Below are 26,844 nucleotides of genomic sequence, written 5' to 3' on the forward strand. Positions count from 1 at the left end.
CCAAGCACTTCTGCTGGCAAGCGTGGCCGGCGGGAATACGAAGGAAATAGATTTCGCATGGCCTGGACCGACGAACGGATCGCGACGCTGAAGAAAATGTGGGAAAGCGGCTCGACCGCCAGCCAGATCGCCGACGAACTGGGCGGCGTGAGCCGCAACGCGGTGATCGGCAAGGCGCATCGCCTCGGCCTCAAATCGCGCCCCTCGCCCGTAAAGGCAGCCGAAAAGAAGAAGGCGGCGCCCAAGGCCAAGCCGGCGGCAAAGCCCGTGGCCAAGAAAGCCGCTCCGCGCCCCGCGCCCGCTCCGGCAGCACCTGCCAAGCCCGCTGCGCAGACCGCGCCCAAGCCCGATGCGGCGATCCCTTCGCAGCCGATCCCGAATCGCACGCCCGACCTGCCGAAGATCGTTTCGGTCGGCCCGGGTGGCTTCCTGCGCCAAGGCCCCGGCGACCAACAGCCGCCGATCCCGCCCGCACCGCCGCGCCGCCTGGTGCCGGCCAAGCCCGATCCCTCGATTGCGGACAAGACCAGCCTGCTCGACCTGTCGGACAAGGTCTGCCGCTGGCCGATGGGCCACCCGGGCGAACCCGATTTCCATTTCTGCGGCGAAGCGGTGAACCCCGGCTTCCCCTATTGCGTCGAACATTGCGGGCGGGCCTATCAGGCACAGCTGCCCCGCGGTGCGCGCCGCCCCCCTCCGCCGCTGCCTTTCGGCGGCCCGCGCGTCCGCTAAGGCTAACAAACCATCAAGATCATGGCCCCGTCTCTCCGAGCCACGGAGAGGCGGGGCTTTTGGTAGTTAACGCGGACTTGTTTACTTCCGCATAGCCACCCGTTAACTCGCGCAAACGGTCGGATTCGCTGGATTTTTCCGGCAATCTTTCCTCGCTGGTTACCATGAAAAGTAACCAGCTTCTCATGCCTTGATGCCATTTGGGGGGCTATCTGGGCATGAAACCCGTTCATGCGGGAAAGAGAAGAGGGGCGAGAGATGGACTGGGCGAGCGCCACACTCGGCGCCTTCATTGCAAGCGCATTTATCTTCGGAGGCACCGCGCTGGCGCTGCTTCCGATCATGCGTCGCCGTTTTCTCGCCTGGATCGTCGCCCGTGTGACCGCCATCACGATCATGGTGTGGGCGCTGGCTGAGCAGCTGCCGGTTCCCGATTTCATTTCCGACACCGAGCGGCTTTTGATCGGCGTGGTGGCGACCGACCTCGGTTTCGCTTTCACCGGTCCGATGCTGGCCTCCTATCTCGAAAAGCGCGTGGTTGCCCGCCGCGAGCGCAAGCTTCTCGGCTTGATGCTGCCGATGAGCCTCGTGCCCATCGCACTATTACCCTCCATCGTCTTCGCGGGAAGGCTGGACTGGCTGCACGACACGATCCTCCTGGGAATGCTCGGCATGCTGTGCTGGGGCATCGCCGGCACGATCCGCGAAGGCAGCCGCGCCGCGATCTTCCAGGCATTTGCTTGGGCACCTGCCCTCGCCGTGGCGATTGCCGCCTTGCTCCACGAATTGATCGTCGGCGGAATGATCCCTCACTATTTCGCTGCCATGATGGGCGCTCTGGTGATCGAGTTCATCATCACCGCGATGGGCGTGGTCGACGGTTTCATGGGCATCAAGGGTGAACGCGACCGCGCGCTCAAGGACATGCGGGAGGCGAAACTCGCCACCGCGCTCGACCCGCTGACCAATATCGCCAACCGGCGCGGGCTTGAACAGCATTTCAACGGCAAGCAACGCCGCCGCCCGACTGGCCTCGCGCTGGTCGACTGCGACCATTTCAAGCGCATCAACGACCAGTTCGGCCACGATGTCGGCGACAGCGTGCTGTGCGCCGTTGCGCGCAGCCTCGACAGCGAGAACCTGTTCGCAGCGCGGCTGGGCGGCGAGGAGTTCGTCCTGCTGCTTTATGGCGAGAACTGGCAGGAAGCTGCCGAGATCGCCCGTCGCGGGATCACGCAGGGCGTGCGCAATGCCGTGCCTGAGCTACCCTATCCGATCACCGCCAGCGCCGGTCTTGCCGCGCTCGAGGAAAACGACACGCTGGGTTCGGTGATGAAACGCGCCGACCGCGCGCTTTATGCGGCCAAGGAAGCGGGGCGCAATCGCAGCCTCTCGCTCACCGAGTTCCGCCCCGGTGCCTCGCTCAAGAGCGCCTAGCGCTTCCTGGCAAACCAGATCGTGTGGCGCGGCCCCTTGTTGTTGGGACGCGCGCGCACGCTGCGCTCCTCGACGTCGAAGCCGGCATCCTTCAGCCGGATCCGGAACCGGTGGTCGGGCGCAGCGGACCATACCGCCAGTACTCCGCCCGGGTTGAGCGCGTCGCGCGCCTTGCCGAGGCCGGTCTTGGAATAGAGCCGCTCGTTCCCGTCGCGCACGATCCCGTCCGGGCCATTGTCGACATCGAGCAGGATCGCGTCCCACTTGCCGCAGGTGCCGTCGTTCGCATCGTCGATCAGCGCCGCGACATCGCACAGAACCACCTCGCCGCGCGGGTCCGAGAGCGTATCGCCGGTCAGATGCGCCAGCGGACCCTCCGCCCATTCGAGTATTTCGGGCACGACTTCGGCCACCACGATATCGGCCTTCACCCCGCCCTTCTCCAGCGCCTTGCGGAAGGTGAAGCCCATGCCGTATCCGCCGATCAGCACGCGCGGCGCGCTGGTGCGCAATTCCGCCAGCGTCAGTTCTGCCAGCTGCTCCTCGCTGAACTGCATCCGCGTACCCATCAGCTCGTTGCGACCGAGCATGATGATGTAATCGCGCCCGTGGCTGACAAGCGTCAGCGTGTCGCCTCCGGGGATCTGGGCAGTGGCAAGGGTTTCGCGCGGGAGCATGCGCGCACCCTAGATACGAAAAGGGCCGCCCTGTCGAGCGGCCCTTTCCTGATTTGGCTTTGAAGAAGCTTAGTCCTTCAGGAAGTCCGGCACGTGGGCTTCACCGCCCCCGTCCTTGTTTCCGCCACCGTCACGGTCGCGGCGCGGACCACGGCCACCGCGGTCGCCGCCACGGCCACCGCGACGATCGCCGCCGCCACGCGGGCCACGGTCACCGCGCGGTTCGCGCGGCGGGCGGGTGTCTTCCAGCTCTTCGCCGGTTTCCTGGTCGACCACGCGCATCGACAGGCGGACCTTGCCGCGCTGGTCAATCTCGAGGACCTTGACCTTCACTTCCTGGCCTTCCGACACGACGTCGGTCGGCTTCTCGACGCGCTCGTTCTTCATTTCGCTGACGTGGACGAGACCGTCCTTGCCGCCCATGAAGTTCACGAATGCGCCGAAGTCGACGATGTTGACGACCTTGCCGGTGTAGATCTTGCCGACCTCCGCCTCTTCGACGATGCCTTCGATCCACTTGCGGGCTGCCTCGATCTCGTCGGCATTGCTCGACGAAATCTTGATCACGCCTTCGTCGTCGATGTCGACCTTGGCGCCGGTTTCCGCGACGATCTCGCGGATCACCTTGCCGCCCGTACCGATGACGTCGCGGATCTTCGACTTGTCGATCTGCATCGTCTCGATGCGCGGAGCGTGCTTGGAAACGCCGCTACGTGCACTCGAAAGCGCCTTGTTCATCTCGCCGAGGATGTGCGCACGGCCGGCTTTCGCCTGTTCGAGCGCCTTGGCCATGATTTCCTTGGTGATGCCGGCAACCTTGATGTCCATCTGCATGGTGGTGATGCCAGCTTCCGAACCTGCGACCTTGAAGTCCATGTCGCCGAGGTGATCTTCGTCACCCAGGATGTCCGACAGGACGGCGAAGTCGTCGCCTTCGAGGATCAGGCCCATGGCGATGCCGGACACCGGACGTTCGATCGGCACGCCTGCGTCCATCATCGACAGACAGCCGCCGCACACGGTCGCCATCGAGCTCGAGCCGTTAGACTCGGTGATGTCCGACAACACGCGGATCGTGTAGGGGAAGTCTTCATGGTCGGGCAGGACGGGGTTCAGCGCGCGCCATGCGAGCTTGCCGTGACCCGTTTCGCGGCGACCGGTGAAGCCGAAGCGGCCAACTTCGCCGACCGAGTACGGCGGGAAGTTGTAGTGCAGCATGAAGTGATTGTACGACAGGCCTTCGAGACCGTCGATCATCTGCTCTGCATCCTTGGTGCCCAGCGTGGTGGTGCAGATCGCCTGCGTTTCACCGCGGGTGAACAGTGCCGAACCATGCGTACGCGGAAGCAGGCCGACCATCGCCTCGATCGGGCGAACCTGGTCGAGCTTGCGGCCGTCGATACGGGTGCCGTCCTTGAGGATGGCGCCGCGAACGATTTCCGCTTCCAGCTTCTTGACCGCCTTGTTGGCGACGAGCTGCGTCTGCGCTTCTTCTTCGGCGAAGGCTTCCTTGGCCTTGGCGCGTGCTTGGTTGAGCGCGTCCGAACGGGCCGACTTGTCGGTCAGCTTGTAGGCGGCAGCGATATCGTCGCCGATAAGGCCGCGCAGCTTTTCCTTGATGGCCGAGGTGTCGTCCGAGGTATCGATTTCCCACGGATCCTTGGCAGCCTGTTCAGCCAGGTCGATGATCGCACCGATGACCTTGCGCGCTTCGTCGTGAGCGAATTCGACGGCGCCGAGCATTTCCTCTTCGGTCAGCTCCTTGGCTTCGGATTCGACCATCATCACCGCGTCCTGCGTGGCGGCGACGACGAGGTCGAGACGACCTTCTTCGTCGAGCGCGGTCTGCAGGCTCGGGTTCAGTTCGTATTCGCCATTGCGGAAGCCGACGCGTGCCGCGCCGATCGGGCCCATGAAGGGCACGCCCGAAATGGTCAGCGCGGCCGAAGCGGCAATCATCGCTACGATGTCGGGTTCGGTCTCGCCGTCATAGGACAGGACCTGCGCGATGACGTTGATTTCGTTGTAGAAGCCTTCGGGGAAGAGCGGACGCACGGGGCGGTCGATCAGGCGCGAAGTCAGCGTTTCCTTCTCCGTGGCGCGGCCTTCGCGCTTGAAGAAGCCACCCGGGATACGGCCCGCGGCGGAGAATTTTTCCTGGTAGTGAACGGTCAGCGGGAAGAAGTCCTGTCCTTCCTTGACGCTCTTGGCGGCGGTCACGGCGCACAGCACCACGGTTTCGCCATAGGTGGCCAGAACGGCGCCGTCTGCCTGACGGGCGATCTGACCGGTTTCGAGGGTGAGGGTCTTTCCGCCCCACTCGATCGATACGGTTTTCTTGTCGAACATGTATTTTCCTAAATGACCCGCCGCGCCTGATTGCGAGGCGGGGCCTACTGTGCCGGGTATTCCGTCCCGGTCCGGTTCGGGGACTACGTCTGCCCCATTGCCTGCCCCGGAGCCGAATTGCCACGGAGCCGGATAGCAAGAGGGGCGGCCCTTCCGAGCCGCCCCTCCCGAAAACTCTTACTTACGAAGACCCAGCTTCTGGATCAGCGCGTTGTAACGCTCGACGTCCTTCTTCTTGAGATAGGCGAGCAGGTTACGACGCTTGTTGACCATCATGAGGAGCCCGCGACGCGAGTGGTTGTCCTTGTGATTGGCCTTGAAGTGGTCGGTGAGGTTGCGAATACGCTCGGTGAGGATCGCGACCTGGACTTCCGGCGAACCGGTGTCGCCCTTTGCCTGGGCGTTGTCCTTGATGATTTCAGCTTTACGCTCGGTGGTAACCGACATGCATTTACTCCGCGACATCCATTAGGTTGAAACCCCGCACGACCTTGGCCGAGCCAGCTTCGAGTTCCATCAATGCCACCGGGGTTTGTCCCAGCCTGGCAAGGTAGAGCCCGTCGCTATGGGGCAGGTCCGACAACACCCGGCCCTGGCGGACCGCCTGCGCGCTGTCGGGTTCGAGGGTGAGGACCGGGATGTCGTCCAGTCCGGCCTCTAGCGGCAGGAGAAGGTTTTCGATTGGCGCGCCCTTAGCGATTTCCTCTGCAGAGTCCAGCGAAATCGCCTGTTTCTCGAGGAACGGGCCGGCCTTTATGCGCCTGAGATAGGTAACGTGGCCGCAGCTTCCAACCGCCAGCGCGATATCCCGTGCAAGGGAGCGGATGTATGTGCCCTTGGAGACATGGGCGGTGAGGGTGACCGAGGCTTCGTCGGCATCGAGGATCTCAAGCGAATGGATGGTCGTCGCGCGCAGCTTCATTTCGACTTCCTCGCCCGCCCGCGCGCGGTCGTAGGCGCGTTTGCCGTCGATCTTGATTGCCGAATAGGCAGGCGGTGCCTGTTCGATCGCGCCGGTGAATTGCGGGAGGATGGTTTCAATGTCCGCACGGGTCGGGATGTGGTCGGAAGTGGCCACCACTTCGCCCTCGGTATCGAGCGTATCGGTCTGCTCGCCGAAAAGGAGAGTGAAGTCGTAGATCTTGCTGGCGTCGAGCATCCGGCCAGCGAGCTTGGTCGCCTCGCCCAGCGCGATAGGGAGCACGCCCTCGGCCAGCGGGTCGAGCGTTCCGCCATGGCCAACCTTGGTCTTGGCATAGCCGCCCTGCCTGAGCACGCGCTTGACTAGCCCCACCGCCTGCGTCGAGCCCAGCCCGCGCGGCTTGTCGAGCAGCAGCCAGCCGTGCGGTGCGGGTTTCTTCGTCTCGCTCACGAGATCAGGCGCGCGATGCCGTCGGCGACCGAATAGAACAGGCCCGTCAGCCATTCGACCGGCGGCAGGATCGTGTTCTCGACCCATGAGACATCGGGAAACGCCCACGTCACCGCGATAAGGACAACCAGCAGCAGCATGCCCATCGCCTGCAGTTTCTGCCAGTGATGTGCCCAGCGCCGCGGCATCAGCCCTCCGACGATGTGCGAGCCGTCGAAGGGCGGTATCGGCAGCATGTTGAACAGCGCGAGGAAGGCGTTGATCAGGATGAAGGCACCGAAGGCGGTCATCATCAATTCGGGTATCGCCACGCCCCAATTGTTTGCGAAGCCTGCGATGATCCCGAAAATGACGGCGCCGATCAGCGCGAGCAGTATGTTCGTCCCCGGCCCCGCCGCAGCGACCGCCATCATGCCGTAGCGCGGGTTGTCGAGCCGCCTTTGGTCGACCGGCACGGGCTTCGCCCAGCCGAAGATCGGCCCGCCCATCAGCGCCAGCGCGCCGGGCACGAGCAAAGTGCCGACCGGGTCGACATGTTTGATCGGATTGAGCGTCAGCCGCCCGCGATCGCGTGCAGTCGTGTCGCCCAGCGCGAGCGCTACCCAGCCATGCGCCACTTCATGAAAGACGATGGCGATCACGAGGCACGGGATGAGGATGAGAGCGAGAGTAAGGGTGTCTAGCATTGCCAGCCCACATGGACATCGCGTGCGCCGAGGTAAAGACGCGAGCGGCAAGTACCTGCTTAAATTGCCTTTAACCGGAAAGTATTATGGCGAAGCGACCAAGTCCGGAGCCGAATGTTGATCTCACAAATCGGGAAAATGAAAGCAGGCTCGGCAGTGGCCTTGCTCTGCATCTGCCTCGCCGTGCTGGTGTGGCATGTACCCATCGAGGGAGCAGCCGCCACGGGCAAAGGCGAGATTGCCTGTGCGCTGGTCAATTCCATCTTCGTCCCGGTCGTCGATGCATTCGGACGCGAGCCGGTGGTTATCGTTCTCGGCATCATCGCAATTTTCGGCGTACTCGTGAGGCTCGGCATAGGATTGCCGCAGTTTTCGATGCCGAGCATCCCCAAGCCCAGCTTCCCCGCTCACGATCCTGTTCCCGAAGGCGTTTCACGCAAACGCGCGCTGTCGGGTGTGGCGCATCGGGAAACGATAGCCGCTCCGCCGCCGCCTCCCCCGCCCGTGCCGCGCGCAGGTGATCCCAATCTCGACTACAGCGGCTTGCTGCCACTTGAAGTCCGGCTGGGAAAGCGCCGTCCGACACGGGAAGAGTTAAAACGCGCCTTCCCCGCTTTCGAGGGTGATATTCCCGACGAGGTGATCGACCGGGCTTTCGCAATGGCAGGAGAGCGCATTCGCAAGGCAACGCCCCACGGCAAGCGGGTCGATCCGATCGCCATCGTCCGCAAGACGCGCGAAAAGGACCGCAACTGGTCCGGCGACCGCTCGCATTTCGGCGGCCTCCCGCGTCTCGGCCATGCCGAATGGCCGCGCAGCGCCAAGGGCGTCCCGCTCCCATTCGTGGCGCAGATCGATCTCGCCGAAGTCGCTGCGGCCAATCCCGATACCCCGCTCCCGAAAACCGGTTCGCTGGCCTTTTTTATCAATGATGGTGCGGTAATCCATGTGCCCGAAGGCGACTTCCCGATTACCCCGGCCCCGCATGATCTGCCGCCAGCCTATGCCGAAGACGATCATCCGCTGCCCGAACACGCCTCGCATGTCTCGCACCAGGCCTTTCCCTTCTGGCCGGTCGACTTGATGCGCCTGTCCCTGCCCCAGGACCTGCCTGAACCCTGCGACGATTACGATATCATCGAAGAGATCGAGACGGCCCAGTTTGCCGCGCTCGACCGGCTGGTACCGGGGCGCGGCTATGCCTTCACTGCCGGGAGGTACGACCAGGATAGGACTGCGGGCCTCGACACCATGTGGTGGTACGGCGCGGACCTGTTCCTGCGGCAGCTGCGCACCTCGCTCGCAGGAGTGCCCCGGCGCATCCAGAGCCAGTACGACAGCATCGCCGCTTCGCGCGACTACCAGCGCCGTCTTGCCGCAGAGCCCGAGCCCAGCGCCGCCAAGATCGCTTCCGCCGAGGCGAACGAGGAAAGCTATCGCCGCGCAATCCCGAAAATCGAGGAAAAGGGGCGCGAATTGGCGGACTTCATCGGCCATTTCGAGAAATTCGTCTCAGGTCGCGATCCGTGGAGCGAGATGAGCGCAGAGGAGGTGCAGATCCTCGAAGAGGCGATGCGCGAGGTCCGGGACAACTTCGATCAAGTTTGCAGCTACCGCGTGGCGTACCGGATGGAGGACCTGCGGTCCGCGAGCATCCGGCGCATGATCACCGGTGACCAAGCTGCAGCCGCAGCGCTTCCGGACGAAGTGCTTTCCTACCTCAACAACGGCTATCGCCGCCCGTCAAAAGCGATGCACCAGATGTTCGGCGTGGGTGCCAGCCCGCAGGACGGCATCTACGGGCATATGAGCGATCACCTGCTGCTGCAGATCACCTACGACGACCTGCCCGAATTCCGGTTTGGCGACATGGGCGTCTATCACTTCTGGATTTCGCCGGAGAATTTAGCGGCGGGCAATTGGGACAAGGCGGAGTTGACCTTCGAGTGCTCCTGAGGCCTCAGCCCTCCAGCGCCTGCGAAAAATGCTTGCGGCACATGGCCACGTAGCGGTCGTTGCCGCCGATTTCGGTCTGTGCGCCTTCGCTTACCGCCTTGCCATTGGCATCGACGCGCAGGTTCATCGTCGCCTTGCGTCCGCAGTCGCATACGGCCTTCATCTCGACCAGCGCATCGGCAATCCCAAGCAGCGCCGCCGAGCCGGGGAAGAGCTCGCCCTGGAAATCTGTCCTCAGGCCATAGCAGAGCACTGGGATGCCTGCCTCATCGGCCAGCCGCGCTAATTGCCAGACCTGTAACTTGGTCAGGAACTGCGCCTCGTCCACCAGCACGCAGGCGAGCTCGGTCTCGGCATGCTCCTCCAGCACGCGCGCCTCGATATCGGTATCCGCTTCGTAGCGATGCGCATCGCTTGCAAGCCCGATGCGGCTGGAGATAGCGCCGAAGCCGGGGCGATCGTCCAGCGCGGCGGTCCAGAGCGAGACCTTCATACCCCTCTCGCCATAGTTGAATGCGGTCTGCAGCAGGGTCGAGCTCTTGCCCGCATTCATGCTCGCAAAATAGAAATAGAGCTTTGCCATGGGACAGGGTCTAGCCTCGGCGCGAAGGGCTGTTAAGGAGGGTGACAGACAGGATGGGGGATGACGCCCCCGCAAAACAATTTCAGGGACACGAGATGGCAGAGGCGAACACCGCAGACAGCACGCAGACCGGCATCCTGGGATGGGTCGAACGCACGGGCAACAAGTTGCCCGATCCGGTCTTCATCTTCTTCTACCTGATCATCGCGCTCGTGATCATTTCGATCATCGCTGCGATGACCGGCGTGTCCGCACTTCACCCCACGGCTATCGACGAGGAGACCGGCAGCGCGCTGCTGATCGAGGCGGTGAGCCTGCTTTCGCCCGACAACATCCAGCGGCTCTGGGTCGAAATGCCCAAGACCTTCACCCACTTCCACCCGCTGGGATACGTGCTGGTGGTGATGCTGGGCGCTGGCGTGGCCGAACGCTCGGGTTTCTTCGCTGCGGGCATGTCGAAGGCGGTGAAGGCCGCACCCAAATCCCTGCTCACCCCGGTGGTGGCGCTGGTCGCCATGCTCGGCAACCACGCGGCAGACGCAGGTTACGTGGTGCTTATCCCGCTTGCCGGCATCCTGTTCGCCGCCGCCGGGCGTCATCCGCTCGCCGGTATCGCCGCCGCCTTTGCCGGGGTTTCGGGCGGCTTTTCGGCCAATATCTCACCCGGCCAGCTCGACGCATTGCTGTTCGGCATCACCGAGGAAGCCGTCGGTGCCAGCGCGCTCGACCCGGCCTGGACCGCCAATATCGCAGGCAACTGGTATTTCATCTCGGCCATGACCGTGCTGTTCCTGCCGATCATATGGTACGTGACCGACAAGATCATCGAACCGCGTCTCGGTCCCTGGAAAGGCGGCACGACTGCCGGGATCGATAGCGATGGCACCAGCCCCGATCCGACCGAAATCGACGACGCCAAGGCCTCCAAGGGGCTGCGCGCTGCCGGACTTGCCGCGCTTGGCGTCGTCGCTCTCTGGCTGGTGATGGTCTTCGCGCCCGGCACGCCGCTGGTGAACGAGGCGGCCTGCCTTGCCGAAGACGGTTCGGCCATCGCCGATTGTTCGATCCACACCGAACTCGCCCCGCTCTACCAGTCGCTGGTGGCGGGCTTCTTCCTGCTCTTCCTGCTGACCGGCTGGGCCTATGGCCGCGCTTCCGGCACGATCAAGGACCACCGCGACCTCGTCAACATGATGGCCGAAAGCATGAAGGACATGGGCTATTATCTCGTCCTCGCCTTCGCCGCAGCGCATTTCGTCGCGATGTTCGGCTGGTCCAACCTTGGACTTATTACCGCCGTGCATGGCGCTGCAGGCATCGAGAGTACCGGCCTGCCGCTGCCGCTCGTGCTGGGCCTGATGGTGCTGTTCGCGGCGCTGCTGAATCTCTTCGTGGGCTCCGCATCGGCGAAATGGGCGCTGCTCGCCCCGATCCTCGTGCCGATGCTCATGCTGCTCGGGATCAGCCCCGAAGGCGCGACCGCAGCTTACCGCGTGGGCGACAGCGCGACCAACATCATCACGCCGCTGATGGTTTACTTCCCGCTGATCCTCGTGTTCGCGCAGCGCTGGCAGAAGGACTTCGGCCTCGGCAGCCTCACGGCGATGATGCTGCCCTATTCGGTCTGGCTGCTCATCTCGGGCACGCTGCTGATCGTGGCGTGGTTCTATATCGGATTGCCGCTCGGGCCCGATGCGCCGGTGAGCTATGCTCTGCCCGAAATGGCCGCTCCGGCGATAGTGGAGTAACCTCGCTACCCGCTTGCGGGATGGGGCTTAGTCCTCATCCCCCAGATCGCGCGCGACCTTGGGGTCCGAAAGCAGGCTCTCGATCCGGTCTGCCTCGTCGAAACTTTCGTCCGGCTTGAAGGACAGCTTGGGCGCGAATTTCAGCCCCAGCCGCTGCGCCACTTCCTTCTGGAAGAAGGCGGTGTTGGTCCGCAGCGCCTTGAGCACCTCGGTCTCGTCCTTGCCCAGCAGCGGCTTCACATAGGCCTTGGCGTTCCTGAGGTCGGGCGTCATCCGCACTTCGGTGACAGCGATATTGTGCGCGCGCAGCACGTCGTCATGCGCCTCGCCGCGTGCGAGCAGTTCGGACAATATGTGCCGGACGCGTTCGCCCACCTTGAGGACGCGGACCGATTGCTGTTCGGGGGTCGAATGCTGGTGCTTGGCCATCGCGCGCCCATAGGCGGCTTGCGGCCATCAGCGCAAGCACAGGGACGCAAGAGCGCCTAGAACAGGGCGCCCCAGAAAATCACGATCAGGATCAGTACGAGGAAATAGTAGCCGGTCGCTTTGAGCGACCCGAACCACGGGATGCCGGCTTCGAGAAGTGCATTATCGACCTCTCCTTGGACGAAATTGCGCTTGGTCTGGGGCCAGTCCTTCTTGGCGTTGGTGCTGACCTTTTTCCAGATCGCCTTCGAGACGGTCGGATCATTGTCATCCACAGTAAAATCCTCCAGGCAGTCGAGGGCTTGCTAGGCTGAATCCGTTAGCTTTCAGTTACGTGCAAACGAAAATGGAAGGATGGGCTGGCCATCAATCAAGCTTTTCCATCTTTGCAAGTATGCGTTTGAGCGAATTCATGTTTCGCGCAGTGCCCTTGCAGCCGAGCCGTTTTTCCAGAACCTTGTTCGACAGGTCGGACACCCCGACGCCGTGTACATAATCGAGGAACAGGACCCGGTTTCCCAGGGCCAGCCTTTCGCTGCCCCTGCTGCGATGTTCCTCGATCAATGCCTCCGCCGCTGCGCGATCGGGCTGCTGGCTAAGGAAAATGGAATGGACCATCTTGTCCGATCCGTGTTCGGGACCGGTGCCGTGAAAGGGATTGTCGGCTATCGCCGCGCGTACTTCCTCGGCGGTGCGCACCATCGCGCAGGATTTGAATCCGAAGCTGTCCTGCACAACGCTTTCCAGCCGGATTTCGAGCATGGCCGGATCGCTGTCGTCGCGCAGGATCACGTTTCCGCTGGCCGCCACCGTTTGCACGTCGTCATAACCTGCGGCTGCAAGGGCGGCCTTCAGGTCGACCATCTTGATCCGGTTTTCGCCGATATTGATACTACCGAGCAACGCGAGGCGGACGCTCACCCCTCGCTGCCGGGTCGCGGGGTCGGGATTGCGGTACTGGTCGAACGCGCGAGTAGGTTACCCCCCTCGTCGAACAGTTCGCCTTCGAGATAGATCACCCGCCGCCCGCGCTTGATCACGCGGCCCTTGCCCACCAGCGGCCCGGCCATCACCGGGCGCAGCAGGGTCATGTTTATGTCGAGATTGAGCGGCGCTTCCTCATGGCTAGTGGCCCAGACATGCGCCCAGCCCATCACCTCGTCGAGGAAGCCCGCAACCAGACCGCCCTGCACCGTCCCGCGCGGGGTGATGAAGCTGTCAGGCGCAGTGAAGCGCAAAGTGATTTCCTCGCGCTCCTCGTCGAAATGGTCGAAGACGACGCCCATCAGATCGGCATGGGCGGCGCCTTCGTTATGTGGCCTTGCGTCGGTCTTCTCGCTCACAGCGTGCGTTCACGCTCCTCGACCTCGAACACCTCGAGCTGGTCGCCCGGCTGGATGTCGTTGGTGTCGGCAAGGACCACGCCGCATTCGAGGCCCGCGCGGACTTCGTCCACATCGTCCTTGAAACGGCGCAGCGAGGCGATGGTCGTGGCCGAGACGATGACGTCTTCGCGCGTGAGGCGTGCGTGCAGCCCCTTGCGGATGACGCCTTCCTCGACCAGCAGGCCGGCGGCCTTGTCCTTCTTGCCCGAACGGAACACTTCCTTGACCGCGGCACGGCCGACGACGTTCTCGATCCGCTCCGGACCCAGCTCGCCTGCCATCTCCTTCGCGATTTCCTCGGTCAGGTGGTAGATGACGTCGTAATACTTCATCTCCACGCCGTCGCGCTTCACCAGCTCGCGCGCCTTGGCATTGGGGCGCACGTTGAAGCCGATGATCGGCGCCTTCGAAGCCGAAGCCAGCGTCACATCGCTTTCGGTGATCGCACCCACGCCTGCATGCAGGACGCGGACCTTGATCTCGTCGTTCGAGAGGTTGTGCAGCGCATTGGTGATCGCTTCGACCGAACCCTGCACGTCGGCTTTCACCAGCACGGGGAATTCGATCACGTTCGATGCGAGGTTGTTGAACATCGTATCGAAGCTGGTCGGAGCGAGCGCGGTGCGCTTCTCGGTCGCCTTTTCCTGGCGATAGGAAGCAACTTCGCGGGCGCGCTGTTCGTTTTCGACGACGGTCAGCACATCGCCCGCGCTGGGCACGCCGCCGAGGCCGAGGACCTCGACCGGCATCGAAGGACCGGCCTTCTTGATCTGCTTGCCCTGGTCGTCGACGATGGCGCGGACACGGCCGCTCTCGGTGCCGACGACGAAGGTATTGCCGCGTTCCAGCGTACCGCGCGTGATGAGCACGGTGGCGACGGGGCCGCGACCCTTGTCGAGCTGGGCCTCGATGACGGTCGCCTCGGCCATGCGGTCGGGACGTGCCTTGAGTTCGAGCAGTTCGGCCTGCAGCGCGATCTTTTCGAGCAATTCGTCGAGGCCGGTCTTGGCCTTGGCCGAGATTTCCACGTCCTGCACATCGCCCGACATCGCTTCCACGATGACCTCGTGTTCGAGCAGGCGGCTGCGCACGTTGTTCGCATCGGCCTCGGGCTTGTCCATCTTGTTGATCGCAACGATCATCGGGACGCCGGCGGCCTTGGTGTGATTGATGGCCTCGATCGTCTGCGGCATGATGCCGTCGTCGGCCGCAACCACCAGCACCACGATATCGGTGATGTTAGCACCGCGCTGGCGCATCTGGGTGAAGGCAGCGTGGCCCGGCGTGTCCAGGAAGGTGATCACATCGCCGCCCTTGGTCTTCACCTGGTAGCTGCCGATATGCTGCGTGATGCCGCCGGCTTCGCCCTTGGTGACATTGGCACCGCGAAGCGCGTCGAGCAGGCTGGTCTTGCCGTGGTCGACATGGCCCATGATGGTGACGACCGGCGGACGGGGTTTCAGCGTTTCTTCCGGATCGACATCCTCTTCGACCGCGATATCGACATCGGCTTCCGACACCTTCTGGATGTTGTGACCGAACTGTTCGACGAGCAGTTCCGCCGTATCCTGGTCGATCGTCTGATTGACGGTGACCATCATGTCGAGGTTGAAGAGTTCCTTCACGAGGTCGGCGCCCTTCTCGCCCATGCGCTTGGCAAGTTCGCCAACCGTGATGGCTTCGGGCACGACCACGTCGCGGACCTGCTTTTCGCGCGGCTTGTTCGATCCGCCACCCTGGAGGCGACGTTCCTTCTCGCGCGCACGCTTGAGGGCCGCGAGGCTGCGGGCGCGTCGGCCTTCGTCCTCGTTGAGGGCCTTCTTGACCGACAGCTTGCCCGAGCGGCGCTTGTCCGGGGTTTCCGAACCGCGTTCGGGCTTGTCGTCCTTCTTCTTGCGCTCCGGCTTCTTGATTTCGGGACGCTTGACCGGCGTGAACTTGCGCGCGGCGGGCGTGGGCGTGCCTTCGTCGGCGGCCGGGGCTTCCTCAGGCTCGGCGGGAGCTTCTTCCTTGGCCGTCTTGGCGTCTTCCTTGGCCTTCTTGGCAGCTTCGGCTTCGGCCTTCTTGTTTTCCTCGGCGCGCTTCTTCTCGTCCTCGGCAGCCTGCTTGGCGTTCTGCTCGTCGCGCTTGCGGGCTTCCTCGGCGAGCTTCAGGCGCTCTTCCTCGGCCTCGCGCTGGAGACGCGCGACGCGTTCCTGCGGGGTTTCCGCAGGCGGAGCAGCCTTCTTGGGCGCGGCCTTCTTGGCGGCAGGCGCAGGCGCAGGTTCCGGCGTCGGCTCCGGCGCGGGCGGCGGAGGCGGCGGCGGAGTCTCGCCGGGCTTGAGGAGCTTGCGGCGGCGCTTCACCTCGACCGCCACCTTGTTGGTGCGGCCATGGCTGAAGGTCTGCTTGACCTCGCCCGGCTGCGCGCCCTTCAGGGTCAGCGGTTTACGGGCCGGTTTCTTGTCGTCGTCGCTCATTCTTGCTCGTTTCTCTTCGCGTTCAATCAATTGTATCGTCGTTGCGGGGCGCATCTGCGCGCCCGGATTCGTCAGGGATTTGAAGCCCCAGATAATGCATCAGCCGCTTCAAGGGTTTCATCACCCGAGCGGCTGCGGCATCGTTTGCCAGTCCGAAGTGGACGACATTGTCGCGGCCCAATGCCACAGACAAAGCGTCGCGGTCCAGTGGCAGCGTCCAGCCGCGCTCTCCGCTGCCTTCCGCATCGCGCCCGACGCGCCAGGCCTGGTCGAGCTTCTTGCGCCCGTCCTCGCTGGCATCGCTGGCGTGGAATAGCGCCGAAACGCCGCCCTGCCGCGCGGTTTCGGCAATGCGCTGCGTGCCCAAGATAAGGGCTCCGACGCGCATTTCGAGCCCCAGCCGGTCGAGAAACACGCGTTTGAGCGCATCCTCGATCTTCTGCGGCAGGTCATCGGGGATCTCGAGATCGCCCGTCTTGAAGGCGCGCGACAGGCCCGCCTTCAGCTTGCCGTTACCCTGCGCGTCCTCGATCGCACCGCGCGAGGAGCACACCCAGGCGCCCCGCCCAGGTGCCTTTTCCTGCGCGTCGGGCAGGACCAGGCCGGAAGGCGACGCGGCCAGGCGGACCAGCGCATCGCGCGAGTCCGACTCTCCGGTAAGGATGCAGCGCCGTTCGGGCTCGGAAGCTTTCCGGGCCTTGGGGGCTTCAGCGATGTCGGGGCTCAGGCGCTCATTGTGTGGAGTCCGCATCGGCGGCCTCCTGGGTTGCCGGTTCGTCTTCGAACCAGTGCGCGCGGGCAGCCATGATGATCTCGTTGCCCTGCTCTTCGGTCAGGCCGTATTCGCCGAGCACACCGCCCTTGTCCTGCTCGCGCTGCGGACGATCGCGGCGCATCGGCGGACCGTCGGCATTGTTGCGGCGACGCGGGGCTTCACGCTTCTTGGCGATGAGTTCGTCGGTGGCGAGATCGGCCACATCGTCGAGCGTCTTGAGGCCTGCCTTGCCGAGCGTGACGAGCATCGCTTCGGTCATGTGCGGCAGTTCGGCAAGATCGTCTTCGACACCCAGTTCGCGGCGCTCCGCACGGCTCGCCTCTTCCTGGCGATCAAGAGCTTCCTTGGCGCGGTTCTGGAGTTCCTCTGCCAGTTCCTCGTCGAAGCCTTCGATGCTGGCGAGTTCTTCCAGCTCGACATAGGCGACTTCTTCGAGCTCGGCGAAACCTTCGGCGACGAGCAGCTGCGAAAGCGTTTCGTCGACGTCCAGTTCCTCTTCGAACATCTTCGAGCGCTCGGCGAATTCCTTCTGGCGCTTCTCCGAGGCTTCTTCCTCGGTCATGATGTCGATCTGGTTGCCGGTCAGCTGGCTGGCGAGACGCACGTTCTGGCCGCGGCGGCCGATGGCGAGCGACAGCTGGTCGTCGGGAACGACGACTTCGATGCGGCCGTCTTCCTCGTCGAGCACGACGCGGCTGACGGTGGCGGGCTGGAGCGCGTTCACGATGAAGGTCGCGCCATCTTCCGACCAGGGAATGATGTCGATCTTCTCGCCCTGCAGTTCCTGCACGACGGCCTGCACGCGGCTACCCTTCATGCCGACGCAGGCGCCGACGGGGTCGATGCTGCTGTCGTGGCTGATCACGCCGATCTTGGCGCGGCTGCCCGGGTCGCGGGCGGCGGCCTTGATCTCGATGATGCCGTCGTAGATTTCGGGCACTTCCTGCGCGAACAGCTTCTTCATGAAGTCCGGATGCGCACGGGAAAGGAAGATCTGCGGGCCGCGGTTGTTACGCTCGACCTTGGTGATCAGCGCGCGGACGCGTTCGCCGACACGGGCGGCTTCGCGCGGGATCTGCTGGTCGCGGCGGATGACGCCTTCGGCACGGCCGAGGTTGACGATCACATGGCCGAATTCGACCGACTTGATCACGCCGGTGATGACTTCGCCGGCACGGTCCTGGAATTCGTTGAACTGGCGCTCGCGCTCGGCATCGCGGACCTTCTGGAAGATCACCTGCTTGGCCGACTGCGCGTCGATACGGCCGAGATCGACCGGGGGCAGCGGATCGACGATGAAGTCGCCGACCTTGGCATCGTCCTGCAGCTTCTGCGCGGCTTTCAGGTCGACCTGCTTGAAGTAGTCCTCGACCTCTTCGACCACCTCGACGACGCGCCACAGGCGAAGGTCGCCGGTCTGCGGATCGAGCTTGGCGCGAATGTCGTTCTCCGCGCCGTAGCGGTTGCGGGCGGACTTCTGGATCGCCTCTTCCATCGCTTCGATCACGATGGATTTGTCGATCATCTTTTCCGATGCGACCGCATTCGCGATTGCAAGGAGTTCAGCCTTGTTGGCGGAAATGGCACTGGCCATCAGTCGTCTGCCTTTTCTTCTTCGATGTCGTCGGCACCGCTCGTGTCGAGCGGCTGGGTGGCGGCAATCAGCGCGTCGGTCAAGACGAGCTTCGCCGAGTGGATAAGCTTGCGGTCGAGTTTCACCTCGCCCGCCTTGGCATCCTCGATGACCACGAGGTCACCTTCGATGCCCTTCAGTTCGCCTTTGTAATTGCGCTGGCCGTCGAAACCTTTGTCCATTGCAATCTTGGCTTCGTGACCGGCCCAGTTGGCGAAATCCTTGGGGCGGGTCAGCGGGCGGTCGATGCCGGGCGAGCTGACTTCGAGGTGGTAGGCCCCTTCGACCAGGACTTCGCCCTGCTCTTCCAGCTCGTCGATCCGGTCGGACACGCGGCGCGAGAGCGCGGCGCACTGGTCGATGATCAGCTGTCCGGTCGCCGGGTCTTCCGCCATGATCTGGAGCGCCATGCCCCCGTCACCGGCTTCCGAGGGCATCATCTTCACGCGCACGAGTTCGAAACCCAGCGCCTGCGCTTCGGGTTCGATGACTTCGTTCAAGCGGTCGATATCTGCCATTCACACTCCGGTATAGACATGCATTGCGACATTGGCGTTGCTCGTAAGCGTTTGTGGCCGGCCCCTTGCGGCGCCAGCCCCTCCAGTGTCGCGACAATGTCGGGATTGATGGCCAGATAGGCGCGGGCAGCGTGAATTGCAACCAGCTTTATGTTATAGCAGTCCTGCGGCCATACGAAGCCGTGATCGTGCTCCCCCGGAGTTCCCGTTGTCGAAACGACCGGGAGAGCCCTTCAGCGAAGGGGATGCGACATGAAAATAACCTATCTGATCCTAACGGGGGCGCTCTTGCTGGGCGCGTGCGGCGAAGCGGCAGACGAAACCGCCGACGAAGGTCCGCGTGACCGCGATACGGCGTGGACCCCGCCCGAAGGCCTGCCAAACTTTGCCGACCGACAGGATCCCAATCCCGGTGGCAGCAGCTGGATGAACCGGCTCGAGCCGCAAGAAAGCGACGCCTGCACCTTCACGGACAAGCCGGTAAGCGACCGGCCCAACGAATATGTCCTGACCGCCTGGAGCGGCAACCTCGATCTTTACACACCGCGGGACACGCTCGAGCACCGGCGAGGAGAGGGGTTCATCGAATCCGCCTTCATGCGTTCGCGTCCGGTCGTAGCGGCACGCGACGGCATGGACGATCTCTGGATTGAGCCGGTGGGCGAGGATGTGGTTCTCTACATCGGAGCAGACGAGCTGACCTGCCGCCGCGACGAAGAAGAGGCCTAGTCCGCCCCTTCCATAAGCCCGTGTTTCTTGATGGCGTGGCGTAGCTGGTCGTAGCTCAGGCCGAGTGCCTTCGCGGTCTGTCGCTGGTTCCAGCGGTGCTTGCCCAGTGCGTGCTCGAGGATCGCACGCTCATGCGTGTCGACTGCAGCGCGCAAGTCGTCGACATTCTCAAGGTCAGGCGCAGGCGCCGACGGTTCGGCCGTCCGTGGGCTTTCCGGCTTCGGCCCCGGCGACGGTGGAGACACCGGCTTCCACGGGCTTTCGAACGGGTCGAATTGCACATGGCCGATCGGGCTGCCCCAGTCGTCCCAGCGATAGACGGCGCGCTCGATCACGTTGCGCAGTTCGCGCACATTTCCGGGCCATTGATGGTTTTCGAGCTCCTCGGCGACGTGCTCGGCAAATCCGGGCCAGGCTTCCCAGCCCAGCTCCGCCCCCATCCGTCGTCCGAAGTAGTCTGCCAGCACCTCGATATCGCCTTCACGCACGCGCAGGGGCGGCAATGTGATGACCTCGAAGCTCAACCGGTCGAGGAGGTCGGCCCGGAATTCGCCGCGCGCGGCCTTGGCGGGCAGGTCTTCATTGGTTGCCGCCACGATGCGGACATCCACCCGGATCGGACGCGAGGACCCGATACGCGTGACCTCGCCATACTCGACTGCCCTGAGCAGCCGCTCTTGTGCGCCCATCGACAAGGTACCCAGTTCGTCGAGAAATAACGTGCCCTTGTCGGCTTCCTCGAACCGTCCGGCGCGTTGTTTGGTAGCACCCGTGAACGCGCCCGCCTCGTGTCCGAAAAGCTCGGCCTCGATCAGAGTTTCGGGCAGCGCGGCGCAGTTCATGGTGACGAGCGGTTCGTCCCAGCGAGTGGAAAGTCGATGCAATCGTTCGGCGATCAGTTCCTTGCCGGTTCCCCGCTCGCCGATGACAAGAACGGGGCGGCGCATCGGGGCCGCGCGGCTCGTCCGCTCGACCGCATCGAGGAAGGCGCCGGACTGGCCGATAAACTGATTTTCCCGCTCCATGACCAATATATAGGAAATTTCACCAAGGCTTGGCAATCCCTCCCATCATGCCGTTTGTCGAGAAATGCGATTTGCGCGGATTTCTCCCGTTTTTGGATTTTGGCACACCCCTTGCTGAACATGGGACAACAGCAGTTCACGTCCAGGGAGGACACAATGTACGACCGCCAGTTCTTCAATTCCACGCTCGGAAAGGCCGCTATCGCCAGCATCGCGATGATGACTGCTTTCGTGGCGCTGAGTTCGCAGATCGCGGTGACTACGCCCATGCCGATGGTGGCCTCGATCAGCCAGGTCGAGATCGCGTAAGGTCAGGCGACGTGAGCGACCATAAACATCCCCTTGGGCCGGAGCGTACCAGTCCCGACAGTCCCCCGCGTTCCCCAAACGCACCGGACGCTCCGGCCCGCCCCAAGCGCGTGACCTTGTCGCGGCTCGACAGTGAGGTAGAACGGCTCCGCCGCACGCCTACGCCGACGCAGGGACAGGCCAAGCCCCGGGGCAACGACTTTTTCTCCAGTGGAGCACCTTTGATGGGAATCTTCAGCCGTACTCGCGATATCATCGCGGCCAATTTCAACGATATGCTCGACAAGGCGGACGACCCGCAGAAGATGATCCGCATGATCATCCTCGAAATGGAGGAAACGCTGGTCGAGGTCCGCGCCAGTGCCGCGCGCACCATCGCCGACCAGAAGGAAATGCACCGTCACACGGTCAAGCTCGACAAACTCCAGGCCGACTGGGGCGAGAAGGCGCAGCTGGCGCTCAGCAAGGACCGCGAGGACCTTGCCCGCGCAGCGCTCGTCGAGAAGAAGAAGGCCGCCGACATGAGCGAGCAGCTCAAACAGGAAATCTCGGTGCTGGACGATGCCCTGCGCGCTTACGAGCAGGACATCCAAAAGCTGCAGAACCGCCTGCGCGAAGCCCGTAGCCGCCAGACCGCGATCGCCGCGCGTCTCGAAAGTGCGGAGAACCGCGTCAAGCTGCGCAGCCTGATGACCGAAGACCGCGTCGACGATGCGCTGAGCCGGTTCGACCAGCTCGAACGCCGCGTCGACTACGCAGAGGGTCGCGCCGATGCGCTGGCTATCGAAGGCAATTCGAAGCCGAGCCTCGCCGACGAAATCGCCGCGCTGGAAGGCGCCGATGCGATCGACGACGAGCTTGCTGAAATGAAGAAGGCGCTCGGCATGTCCGACGACGCCGCTGACAAACAGGGGAAATAAATCATGGATGTCGAAGACGTCATGGCAATCGCGGCAATCTTCGTGTTCCTGCCGTGGATCATCCTCCACTATATCACGAAGTGGAAGACGGCTGCCACCATCACCACCGACGACGAAGCCCTGCTCGAGGAGCTCTACAACCTCGCCAAGCGCCTCGACGAGCGCATGGATACGGTCGAGCGCCTGGTCGCCTCGGACAATCCCGGCTTCAGCGCCGCCCGCCTCGTGCACGACAGCGAGGAAGACAACCAGCAGCTGCGCGAACTCGAACAGCTGATCGCCGAAAAGAAAGGAATGGCAAAGTGAACAGCCCCCGCACCACTCTCTATCGCGACAAGCAGAATGCGAAGCTGATGGGCGTGTGCTCGGGCATCGCGGACTATACCGGCGTCAACGCCTTCTGGGTGCGGCTCGGTTTCCTCGGCCTGACCTTCATGACCGGCGGTTCGACCATTCCCTTCTATTTCATCGCAGGCGTCCTGCTCAACAAGAAGCCCGCGCATCTCTATTCGGAGCCTGCCGAGCAGAAATACTGGCAGGGCGTGCGCCAGAACCCGAAGCGCACCGCGCGCGAAATCCGCGCCAAGATGAAGGACGTCGATCGCCGCCTGGCCGAAGTCGAAACCTTCTACGTCAGCAGCAATCCGCGCCTGACCGCCGAAATCGAGCGCCTGCGCTAATCGCGACCAAAAAGTGGGAGAGTTGAAATGGGAGACGCAGTCTGGGTTCTGATCCCGCTCGCACCATTCCTCATGGTTGGCTTCATCGTCTGGGTAAAAGGCCAGCAGAAGATTGCCGAAATGAACGTGCAGACTACCGCGCAGGCAACCGCGGAACAGGCTGCCCAATATGCCAGCCAGGTTCAGAAACTGGAGGACCGGGTCCGCGTTCTCGAACGCATCGTGACCGACAAGGGTTACGACGTCGCTACTCAGATCGAAGCCCTGCGTGACGAGCGCCGGGTGGAAGAACAGGGCAGCGGCGTGCCGTTGGAGATAAGACAGGGAGCCAAGGCGTGATGGAATTCCTCAACGAAACGACCGTTATTGCCGGCATCGCCATAATGACCGCGGGTTACCTGCTTTCAAACTGGATGAAGATGAAGAACGGCTACCCCCTCGAAGGCAGCTTCGGTCGGCCCATATACCCTAAGAACACGGAGGCGGTCGAACGGGTTAAACTGTTGACCCAGGAAAACGCCGAGCTGCGCGCCGAACTCGGTTCGCTCAAGGACCGGCTGGGCAATGTCGAACGCATCGTTACCGATAGCGGGTACCACCTGACGAGCGAAATCGACCGCCTACGCGACAAGAAGGAGGCCAACTGATGGACCGCGAATTCGTACTGATGCTTGCCTTCGCATTCTTCATGATACCGATGACGTATCTGCTCGCGAATAGTCTCCTCAAGCGCTGGCTCGATCACCGCGAGAAGATGTTCGAACTTATGGCCAACCAGACCGCCGAGAAGGCTGCGCAATACGCTACAAAGGTCGAGCGCCTGGAGCAGCGCATGCGTGTAATGGAACGTATTGCGACCGATCGCGGCCTGGATCTGGCCATGCAGATCGAAGACCTGTCGGATGACCGCGTAAAGGGGGTCAACTGATGGTCGATCCCGAACTCGAAATGATCTTTCTTTTCGTCTTGGCCATCCTGCTGATCTCGTTGGCGAGCGGATATCTGTTCAGCCGGCAAAACCATCGCCATCAGGAGCGCAAACTGGAGTTGCGGGCGCGCGCGGCGGAGGCCGAAGCTGCCCGGGCGCGACAAGAGAATACGGACTATTCGAAGATGGAAGAACGGCTGCGCGTGCTCGAACGCATTGCGACTGACGGCAATCATGCGCTCGCCTCGCAGATCGAGGAATTGCGCGCGCTCGATGCGATCGAAGACCGTACGGAGAAGGCCAAATGAGCGGATGGGCAATCGTAGCAGTTGTCGCCATCGTGGTCTGGGGCATCGTCCAGACGGCCAAGGCCCGCCATCGGGCCGAGCGCGGCATCGTTCCGGACGAGCGCGGTAACGAAAGCTTCGGCAATGCCCGCGACTCGGATGCCGAACGGGAGATCGAGGACCTGCGCGAACGCATCAAGGTGCTCGAGCGGATCGCCACCGACGGCAACTCGCTCGACGCTCAGGAAACCAAGAGGATTTCCGCCGAAATCGAAGCCCTGCGCGACAAGCAGGCCGATTGAGGCGGGTTGGATAGGCACAGGTTGAAGGAGGACATGGGGAAATGTTCGAACCTACGATCATCATTGCAGCAGCAAGCCTGACCGGCCTGCTGATCGTGGCCGCGGCCATGCTACGCGGCTGGCAGGGCTGGCTGGAACTCAAGCGTTCCGAACTGGAGGGACATACTGGCCCTCGCTCCGAGGAAGGCTCATCGATGGGCGCAGCCAGGATCGAGCTTGCCGACCTGAAGGAACGGATAAAGAAGCTCGAAGCCATCGCCAGCGGGGTCGACCTGTGATCCAGCGCGGCTCCGAAGTCGCCAAGGTCGGTATCGGCATGGGCAGCGCCATTGCGATTGCGATCTCGTGGACCAAGAACCAGTCGATCCTGTGGGCCATCTTCCATGGCTTCATCAGCTGGATTTACGTTATTTATCATGCTTTCACCCGCCCTGGAGGACTTGTCGGCTGAGCGCGATGGACGAGAGCGGCCAGCCCCGCTAGAGGCCGCCTCCATGCGATCGCTCGATGATATCCGCGAAGAATACGAGTTCCTCGAAGGCGACGAACGCTATCGCCTGCTGATCGAACTCGGCCGCGAGCTGGACGAAATGCCGGCCGCATTGAAGACCGACGCGACGCTGGTCCGCGGCTGTTCCGCGCAGGTCTGGGTCTATCCTACCGGAGAAGCCGACAAGCTCCATTTCCTTGCCGACAGCAATGCCGCGATCACCAAGGGCATCGTGGCGCTGGTCATATCCGCCGTGCAGGATCGTCCCGCCAAGGAGGTCGCCGAGATGGACATTCACGGCGTTCTGGAGCCCTTCGACCTGAAGAACCAGCTATCTAGTAACCGCACGCAGGGCGTCCCGAACATGATTGCCCTCGTCAGGGAACACGCCGCCAGGATCGCGGCCGCCTGACATGCGGATGCTTTACCGCGTCCTGGGCTATATCGCGGTAGCACTCGGTGCGATTGGCGCTTTCCTGCCGATCATGCCGACGGTCCCGTTCCTCCTTCTGGCGGTCTATTTTTTCGCCCGCTCCAGCCCGGAACTGGAAAAGAAGATCCTCGATCATCCGCATTGGGGGCCGCAGGTTCTCGACTGGCGCGAACGGCGAGCCATCAGCCGCCGTTCGAAAACCATGGCCATCGGCGCCATGGCGACCGGCGCAGTGGTTACCTACTTCACGCTCGGGCATCCATGGTACTGGATATCGGTCGCAATCCTTGTCGTAGCAGGAAGCTGGATCGCCACGCGAAACGAGTGATTTCAGGAACAGCAGGCGGTGTAAGCCGTTGATCCTGCATACGACGGGAGGGCGAACGAAAGGACACTCTCCATGGCAATTCTCATCCTGATCGCAACGATCCTGCTTCCCCCGCTCGGCGTTGCCGCCAAGCACGGGCTCGGCAAGACCACGATCATCAACCTCGTGCTAACGCTGCTCGGTTTCATTCCGGGCCTCATTCACGGGCTCTACGTGAATTACGCGAGGTAGCGCAGAATTCTAGCTGATTACGGAGGTCGGGACTGTTTCGGCAGTCTCGGCCTCTTGTGCTGCGGTCGCTTCTATCTCGCGGTGCATTTCGAAAGTCCCGTTCATATCCAGCAGGCTCCACACTCCCGTGACGGAATTCCCGTCCGAAGAGAACTTGCCGACGTAATCGACGGGATTTTCGTAACCGTGCGGCGGATCGATATAGGCCTTCGTGAAATCCACAGACCCGCCACTCCGGTGCCCGGTGCACCTCGCTTCGATCATGCTCGCGGGACGATAGAGGTCGGGCTCGATGATCGATCCCGAGAAAGCGCCTCCGGCATCGGCCAGCCTGGCCCTGAACGGTGTAGCGCCCTCGCCGCCGGGATAGGCAAAAGTACCTTCCCATTCGCCGGTGAGGTTGTGGGGATCGCCGATCGCTTCAGGCTCCGGCGCTTTCGCGGACGACTGCCTCTCCGGCCTCGCGCTGACGCTTCAGTTCGGCCTTCAATTTTGCCGGGTCGCGCGCGAAAACGAAGCCGAAGCTCACTCCGCCCTCCTTGCCGATGGTGGCGTGATGCAGCTTGTGTGCCTGGACCAGCCGCTTGGCGTAGCCCTTCTTAGGCACCCAGCGGAAATAGCGCTGGTGGACCAGCCCGTCGTGCACCAGCGTGTAAATGATACCGTAGAGCATGATGCCGAGACCGATCCATGTCGCCGGCCACCATGCAGCATCCCCCAATACCCATTCGCTCCCCAGCGCGAACATCGAAATGCTCATTGCCGCGCCGACGACGGCGTAGAGGTCGTTTTTTTCGAGGACATTGTCATGCGGCTCGTGGTGGTCGCGGTGCCAGCCCCAGCCGAAGCCGTGCATGATGTACTTGTGGCTCGCCCATGCGACCCACTCCATTGCGAGAACGCTCGCCAAAACGATCAGGATGGGGCCGAGAAATTGCATGACGGTAATATAGGCGCTCGATCCGCGCCGCGCAAAGCCTAGTCTGCGGCCCGCACCTTGCGAGGGATGCCGAAGAATTTCTCCGCCACTTCTGCGCTGATGCGCGCGGGGCGGTGTGTGTCGCTATCGAGGCAGCACCACATGCTCTTCACCTCGGCCAGCACATCCTCGCCGCGGCGAATCACAGTATTGTAGAAACTGCGCGCCCCCTTGATCTTCTCGAGCACGGTTTCGGCGATCACCTCGTCGTCGAGGAACGCCGGCTTGCGATAGGTGATCTCGTGCTTGAGCGCGACCCACGCCTTGCTCGCCACTTCCTCTGCCGGGGCCAGCTTTTGCCAGTGCGCGAGCACCGTGTCCTGCACCCAGTTCAGGTAGCGCGCATTGTTCACGTGCCCCATGAAATCGATATCGGCGGGCAGGACCTTGATCGGAAAGGAGAATGGCTTTGCTGACATGAGTGTAAGTAAAGCACAGAAAGGTTACCTTTGGAAGACTCTGGA

Annotated in this window: 37 protein-coding genes; 19 read left to right on the forward strand and 18 right to left on the reverse strand. The window is 62.9% G+C overall.

Going from position 1 to position 26,844, the window contains the following annotated elements; all coding sequences use genetic code 11:
* Window positions 1-57: 57 nt before the first annotated feature.
* Together K3178_RS09080 and K3178_RS09085 are read left to right on the forward strand one after the other, a co-directional pair.
* Complete coding sequence (locus tag K3178_RS09080) at window positions 58-732, forward strand: GcrA family cell cycle regulator (RefSeq protein ID WP_221571078.1); 675 nt, start codon at window positions 58-60, stop codon at window positions 730-732.
* Between the two features lie 231 nt (window positions 733-963).
* Window positions 964-2,169: a GGDEF domain-containing protein gene (locus tag K3178_RS09085; protein WP_221571079.1), complete on the forward strand. Its 1,206-nt coding sequence runs from the start codon at window positions 964-966 to the stop codon at window positions 2,167-2,169.
* On the opposite strand, the gene K3178_RS09090 is transcribed toward K3178_RS09085, so the two are convergent.
* From K3178_RS09090 to K3178_RS09110, 5 genes are all read right to left on the reverse strand, one after another.
* Window positions 2,166-2,846: a spermidine synthase family protein gene (locus K3178_RS09090; RefSeq protein WP_221571080.1), complete on the reverse strand. Its 681-nt coding sequence runs from the start codon at window positions 2,844-2,846 to the stop codon at window positions 2,166-2,168. The genes K3178_RS09085 and K3178_RS09090 overlap by 4 nt on opposite strands.
* A gap of 69 nt (window positions 2,847-2,915) precedes the next feature.
* Window positions 2,916-5,195 carry a polyribonucleotide nucleotidyltransferase gene (pnp, locus tag K3178_RS09095; protein WP_221571081.1) on the reverse strand — a complete coding sequence of 760 codons (2,280 nt, stop codon included), beginning with the start codon at window positions 5,193-5,195 and terminating at the stop codon, window positions 2,916-2,918.
* Window positions 5,196-5,372: 177 nt separating this feature from the next.
* Window positions 5,373-5,642, reverse strand: a complete 270-nt coding sequence (gene rpsO, locus K3178_RS09100; RefSeq protein ID WP_221571082.1) for a 30S ribosomal protein S15 — start codon at window positions 5,640-5,642, stop codon at window positions 5,373-5,375.
* Between the two features lie 4 nt (window positions 5,643-5,646).
* Window positions 5,647-6,567 (reverse strand): tRNA pseudouridine(55) synthase TruB, encoded by a 921-nt coding sequence (truB, locus tag K3178_RS09105; RefSeq protein WP_345719882.1) that lies wholly within the window; start codon window positions 6,565-6,567, stop codon window positions 5,647-5,649.
* Complete coding sequence (locus K3178_RS09110) at window positions 6,564-7,253, reverse strand: site-2 protease family protein (protein WP_221571084.1); 690 nt, start codon at window positions 7,251-7,253, stop codon at window positions 6,564-6,566. The genes truB and K3178_RS09110 overlap by 4 nt, the downstream gene beginning before the upstream one ends.
* A 138-nt stretch (window positions 7,254-7,391) precedes the next feature.
* Between K3178_RS09110 and K3178_RS09115 the strand changes: the two genes are divergently transcribed.
* The gene (locus K3178_RS09115; protein WP_221571085.1) at window positions 7,392-9,209 is read left to right on the forward strand and encodes a DUF1963 domain-containing protein; all 1,818 of its coding nucleotides are present in this window, start codon (window positions 7,392-7,394) and stop codon (window positions 9,207-9,209) included.
* A 4-nt stretch (window positions 9,210-9,213) separates the two neighbouring features.
* Here the strand turns inward: K3178_RS09115 and K3178_RS09120 are convergent, their stop codons facing one another.
* On the reverse strand, window positions 9,214-9,792 hold the full coding sequence (locus tag K3178_RS09120) for a thymidine kinase (RefSeq protein WP_221571086.1): 579 nt from the start codon (window positions 9,790-9,792) through the stop codon (window positions 9,214-9,216).
* A gap of 95 nt (window positions 9,793-9,887) precedes the next feature.
* Here K3178_RS09120 and K3178_RS09125 point away from each other — a divergent pair, with 95 nt between their 5' ends.
* The gene (locus K3178_RS09125) at window positions 9,888-11,540 is read left to right on the forward strand and encodes an AbgT family transporter (RefSeq protein WP_221571087.1); all 1,653 of its coding nucleotides are present in this window, start codon (window positions 9,888-9,890) and stop codon (window positions 11,538-11,540) included.
* A 27-nt stretch (window positions 11,541-11,567) separates the two neighbouring features.
* On the opposite strand, the gene rbfA is transcribed toward K3178_RS09125, so the two are convergent.
* The 8 genes from rbfA to rimP all read right to left on the reverse strand — a co-directional run bounded on the left by rbfA (window position 11,568) and on the right by rimP (window position 18,739).
* Window positions 11,568-11,969, reverse strand: coding sequence for a 30S ribosome-binding factor RbfA (gene rbfA, locus K3178_RS09130; protein ID WP_221571088.1), 402 nt, complete (start codon window positions 11,967-11,969; stop codon window positions 11,568-11,570).
* Between the two features lie 56 nt (window positions 11,970-12,025).
* Window positions 12,026-12,244 carry a hypothetical protein gene (locus K3178_RS09135; protein WP_221571089.1) on the reverse strand — a complete coding sequence of 73 codons (219 nt, stop codon included), beginning with the start codon at window positions 12,242-12,244 and terminating at the stop codon, window positions 12,026-12,028.
* A gap of 91 nt (window positions 12,245-12,335) precedes the next feature.
* Window positions 12,336-12,890, reverse strand: coding sequence for a DUF1697 domain-containing protein (locus K3178_RS09140; RefSeq protein WP_221571090.1), 555 nt, complete (start codon window positions 12,888-12,890; stop codon window positions 12,336-12,338).
* A complete protein-coding gene (locus tag K3178_RS09145) occupies window positions 12,887-13,312 on the reverse strand; it encodes a PaaI family thioesterase (protein ID WP_345719883.1) in 426 nt (141 codons plus the stop codon). Before K3178_RS09145 ends, K3178_RS09140 begins: the two co-directional genes overlap by 4 nt.
* A complete protein-coding gene (infB, locus tag K3178_RS09150) occupies window positions 13,309-15,813 on the reverse strand; it encodes a translation initiation factor IF-2 (RefSeq protein ID WP_221571091.1) in 2,505 nt (834 codons plus the stop codon). The genes K3178_RS09145 and infB overlap by 4 nt, the downstream gene beginning before the upstream one ends.
* A gap of 22 nt (window positions 15,814-15,835) precedes the next feature.
* Window positions 15,836-16,564 (reverse strand): DUF448 domain-containing protein, encoded by a 729-nt coding sequence (locus tag K3178_RS09155; protein WP_221571092.1) that lies wholly within the window; start codon window positions 16,562-16,564, stop codon window positions 15,836-15,838.
* Window positions 16,545-18,182: a transcription termination factor NusA gene (gene nusA, locus K3178_RS09160; RefSeq protein WP_221571093.1), complete on the reverse strand. Its 1,638-nt coding sequence runs from the start codon at window positions 18,180-18,182 to the stop codon at window positions 16,545-16,547. The genes K3178_RS09155 and nusA overlap by 20 nt, the downstream gene beginning before the upstream one ends.
* Window positions 18,182-18,739: a ribosome maturation protein RimP gene (gene rimP / locus K3178_RS09165; protein WP_221571094.1), complete on the reverse strand. Its 558-nt coding sequence runs from the start codon at window positions 18,737-18,739 to the stop codon at window positions 18,182-18,184. Before rimP ends, nusA begins: the two co-directional genes overlap by 1 nt.
* A 252-nt stretch (window positions 18,740-18,991) precedes the next feature.
* Between rimP and K3178_RS09170 the strand changes: the two genes are divergently transcribed.
* Window positions 18,992-19,468: a hypothetical protein gene (locus tag K3178_RS09170; RefSeq protein WP_221571095.1), complete on the forward strand. Its 477-nt coding sequence runs from the start codon at window positions 18,992-18,994 to the stop codon at window positions 19,466-19,468.
* Here the strand turns inward: K3178_RS09170 and pspF are convergent.
* On the reverse strand, window positions 19,465-20,493 hold the full coding sequence (pspF, locus tag K3178_RS09175; protein WP_221571096.1) for a phage shock protein operon transcriptional activator: 1,029 nt from the start codon (window positions 20,491-20,493) through the stop codon (window positions 19,465-19,467). The genes K3178_RS09170 and pspF overlap by 4 nt on opposite strands.
* A gap of 156 nt (window positions 20,494-20,649) precedes the next feature.
* Here pspF and K3178_RS09180 point away from each other — a divergent pair, with 156 nt between their 5' ends.
* The 14 genes from K3178_RS09180 to K3178_RS09245 all read left to right on the forward strand — a co-directional run bounded on the left by K3178_RS09180 (window position 20,650) and on the right by K3178_RS09245 (window position 25,401).
* Window positions 20,650-20,802 carry a hypothetical protein gene (locus K3178_RS09180; protein WP_221571097.1) on the forward strand — a complete coding sequence of 51 codons (153 nt, stop codon included), beginning with the start codon at window positions 20,650-20,652 and terminating at the stop codon, window positions 20,800-20,802.
* A 116-nt stretch (window positions 20,803-20,918) separates the two neighbouring features.
* Window positions 20,919-21,722 (forward strand): phage shock protein PspA, encoded by an 804-nt coding sequence (gene pspA / locus K3178_RS09185; protein WP_221571098.1) that lies wholly within the window; start codon window positions 20,919-20,921, stop codon window positions 21,720-21,722.
* A gap of 3 nt (window positions 21,723-21,725) precedes the next feature.
* Window positions 21,726-22,028, forward strand: a complete 303-nt coding sequence (gene pspB, locus K3178_RS09190; protein ID WP_221571099.1) for an envelope stress response membrane protein PspB — start codon at window positions 21,726-21,728, stop codon at window positions 22,026-22,028.
* Window positions 22,025-22,402 carry an envelope stress response membrane protein PspC gene (gene pspC, locus K3178_RS09195; RefSeq protein ID WP_221571100.1) on the forward strand — a complete coding sequence of 126 codons (378 nt, stop codon included), beginning with the start codon at window positions 22,025-22,027 and terminating at the stop codon, window positions 22,400-22,402. Before pspB ends, pspC begins: the two co-directional genes overlap by 4 nt.
* Window positions 22,403-22,429: 27 nt before the next feature.
* Window positions 22,430-22,741 carry a hypothetical protein gene (locus K3178_RS09200; RefSeq protein ID WP_221571101.1) on the forward strand — a complete coding sequence of 104 codons (312 nt, stop codon included), beginning with the start codon at window positions 22,430-22,432 and terminating at the stop codon, window positions 22,739-22,741.
* Complete coding sequence (locus K3178_RS09205; protein WP_221571102.1) at window positions 22,741-23,049, forward strand: hypothetical protein; 309 nt, start codon at window positions 22,741-22,743, stop codon at window positions 23,047-23,049. Before K3178_RS09200 ends, K3178_RS09205 begins: the two co-directional genes overlap by 1 nt.
* On the forward strand, window positions 23,049-23,330 hold the full coding sequence (locus K3178_RS09210; RefSeq protein ID WP_247713672.1) for a hypothetical protein: 282 nt from the start codon (window positions 23,049-23,051) through the stop codon (window positions 23,328-23,330). Before K3178_RS09205 ends, K3178_RS09210 begins: the two co-directional genes overlap by 1 nt.
* Window positions 23,330-23,638, forward strand: coding sequence for a hypothetical protein (locus tag K3178_RS09215; RefSeq protein ID WP_221571103.1), 309 nt, complete (start codon window positions 23,330-23,332; stop codon window positions 23,636-23,638). The genes K3178_RS09210 and K3178_RS09215 overlap by 1 nt, the downstream gene beginning before the upstream one ends.
* On the forward strand, window positions 23,635-23,919 hold the full coding sequence (locus K3178_RS09220) for a hypothetical protein (protein ID WP_221571104.1): 285 nt from the start codon (window positions 23,635-23,637) through the stop codon (window positions 23,917-23,919). The genes K3178_RS09215 and K3178_RS09220 overlap by 4 nt, the downstream gene beginning before the upstream one ends.
* A gap of 41 nt (window positions 23,920-23,960) precedes the next feature.
* Window positions 23,961-24,197 carry a hypothetical protein gene (locus tag K3178_RS09225; RefSeq protein WP_221571105.1) on the forward strand — a complete coding sequence of 79 codons (237 nt, stop codon included), beginning with the start codon at window positions 23,961-23,963 and terminating at the stop codon, window positions 24,195-24,197.
* Window positions 24,194-24,370 carry a hypothetical protein gene (locus K3178_RS09230; protein ID WP_221571244.1) on the forward strand — a complete coding sequence of 59 codons (177 nt, stop codon included), beginning with the start codon at window positions 24,194-24,196 and terminating at the stop codon, window positions 24,368-24,370. Before K3178_RS09225 ends, K3178_RS09230 begins: the two co-directional genes overlap by 4 nt.
* Window positions 24,371-24,413: 43 nt before the next feature.
* Entirely contained in the window at window positions 24,414-24,821 is a 408-nt protein-coding gene (locus K3178_RS09235) for a SufE family protein (protein ID WP_221571106.1), read from the forward strand.
* Window position 24,822: 1 nt separating this feature from the next.
* Window positions 24,823-25,170, forward strand: coding sequence for a YbaN family protein (locus K3178_RS09240; RefSeq protein WP_221571107.1), 348 nt, complete (start codon window positions 24,823-24,825; stop codon window positions 25,168-25,170).
* 72 nt (window positions 25,171-25,242) lie between these two features.
* Window positions 25,243-25,401 carry a YqaE/Pmp3 family membrane protein gene (locus tag K3178_RS09245; protein ID WP_221571108.1) on the forward strand — a complete coding sequence of 53 codons (159 nt, stop codon included), beginning with the start codon at window positions 25,243-25,245 and terminating at the stop codon, window positions 25,399-25,401.
* Between the two features lie 9 nt (window positions 25,402-25,410).
* Here K3178_RS09245 and K3178_RS09250 read toward each other — a convergent pair whose 3' ends face one another.
* The 3 genes from K3178_RS09250 to K3178_RS09260 all read right to left on the reverse strand — a co-directional run bounded on the left by K3178_RS09250 (window position 25,411) and on the right by K3178_RS09260 (window position 26,799).
* Complete coding sequence (locus K3178_RS09250; protein WP_221571109.1) at window positions 25,411-25,623, reverse strand: hypothetical protein; 213 nt, start codon at window positions 25,621-25,623, stop codon at window positions 25,411-25,413.
* Window positions 25,624-25,822: 199 nt separating this feature from the next.
* Window positions 25,823-26,341, reverse strand: a complete 519-nt coding sequence (locus tag K3178_RS09255; protein WP_221571110.1) for a sterol desaturase family protein — start codon at window positions 26,339-26,341, stop codon at window positions 25,823-25,825.
* A 38-nt stretch (window positions 26,342-26,379) separates the two neighbouring features.
* Window positions 26,380-26,799: an acyl-CoA thioesterase gene (locus K3178_RS09260; protein ID WP_221571111.1), complete on the reverse strand. Its 420-nt coding sequence runs from the start codon at window positions 26,797-26,799 to the stop codon at window positions 26,380-26,382.
* Window positions 26,800-26,844: the final 45 nt, after the last annotated feature.

The organism is Qipengyuania sphaerica (genome assembly GCF_019711595.1).
In the GTDB taxonomy this organism is placed as follows: Bacteria; Pseudomonadota; Alphaproteobacteria; order Sphingomonadales; family Sphingomonadaceae; genus Qipengyuania; species Qipengyuania sphaerica.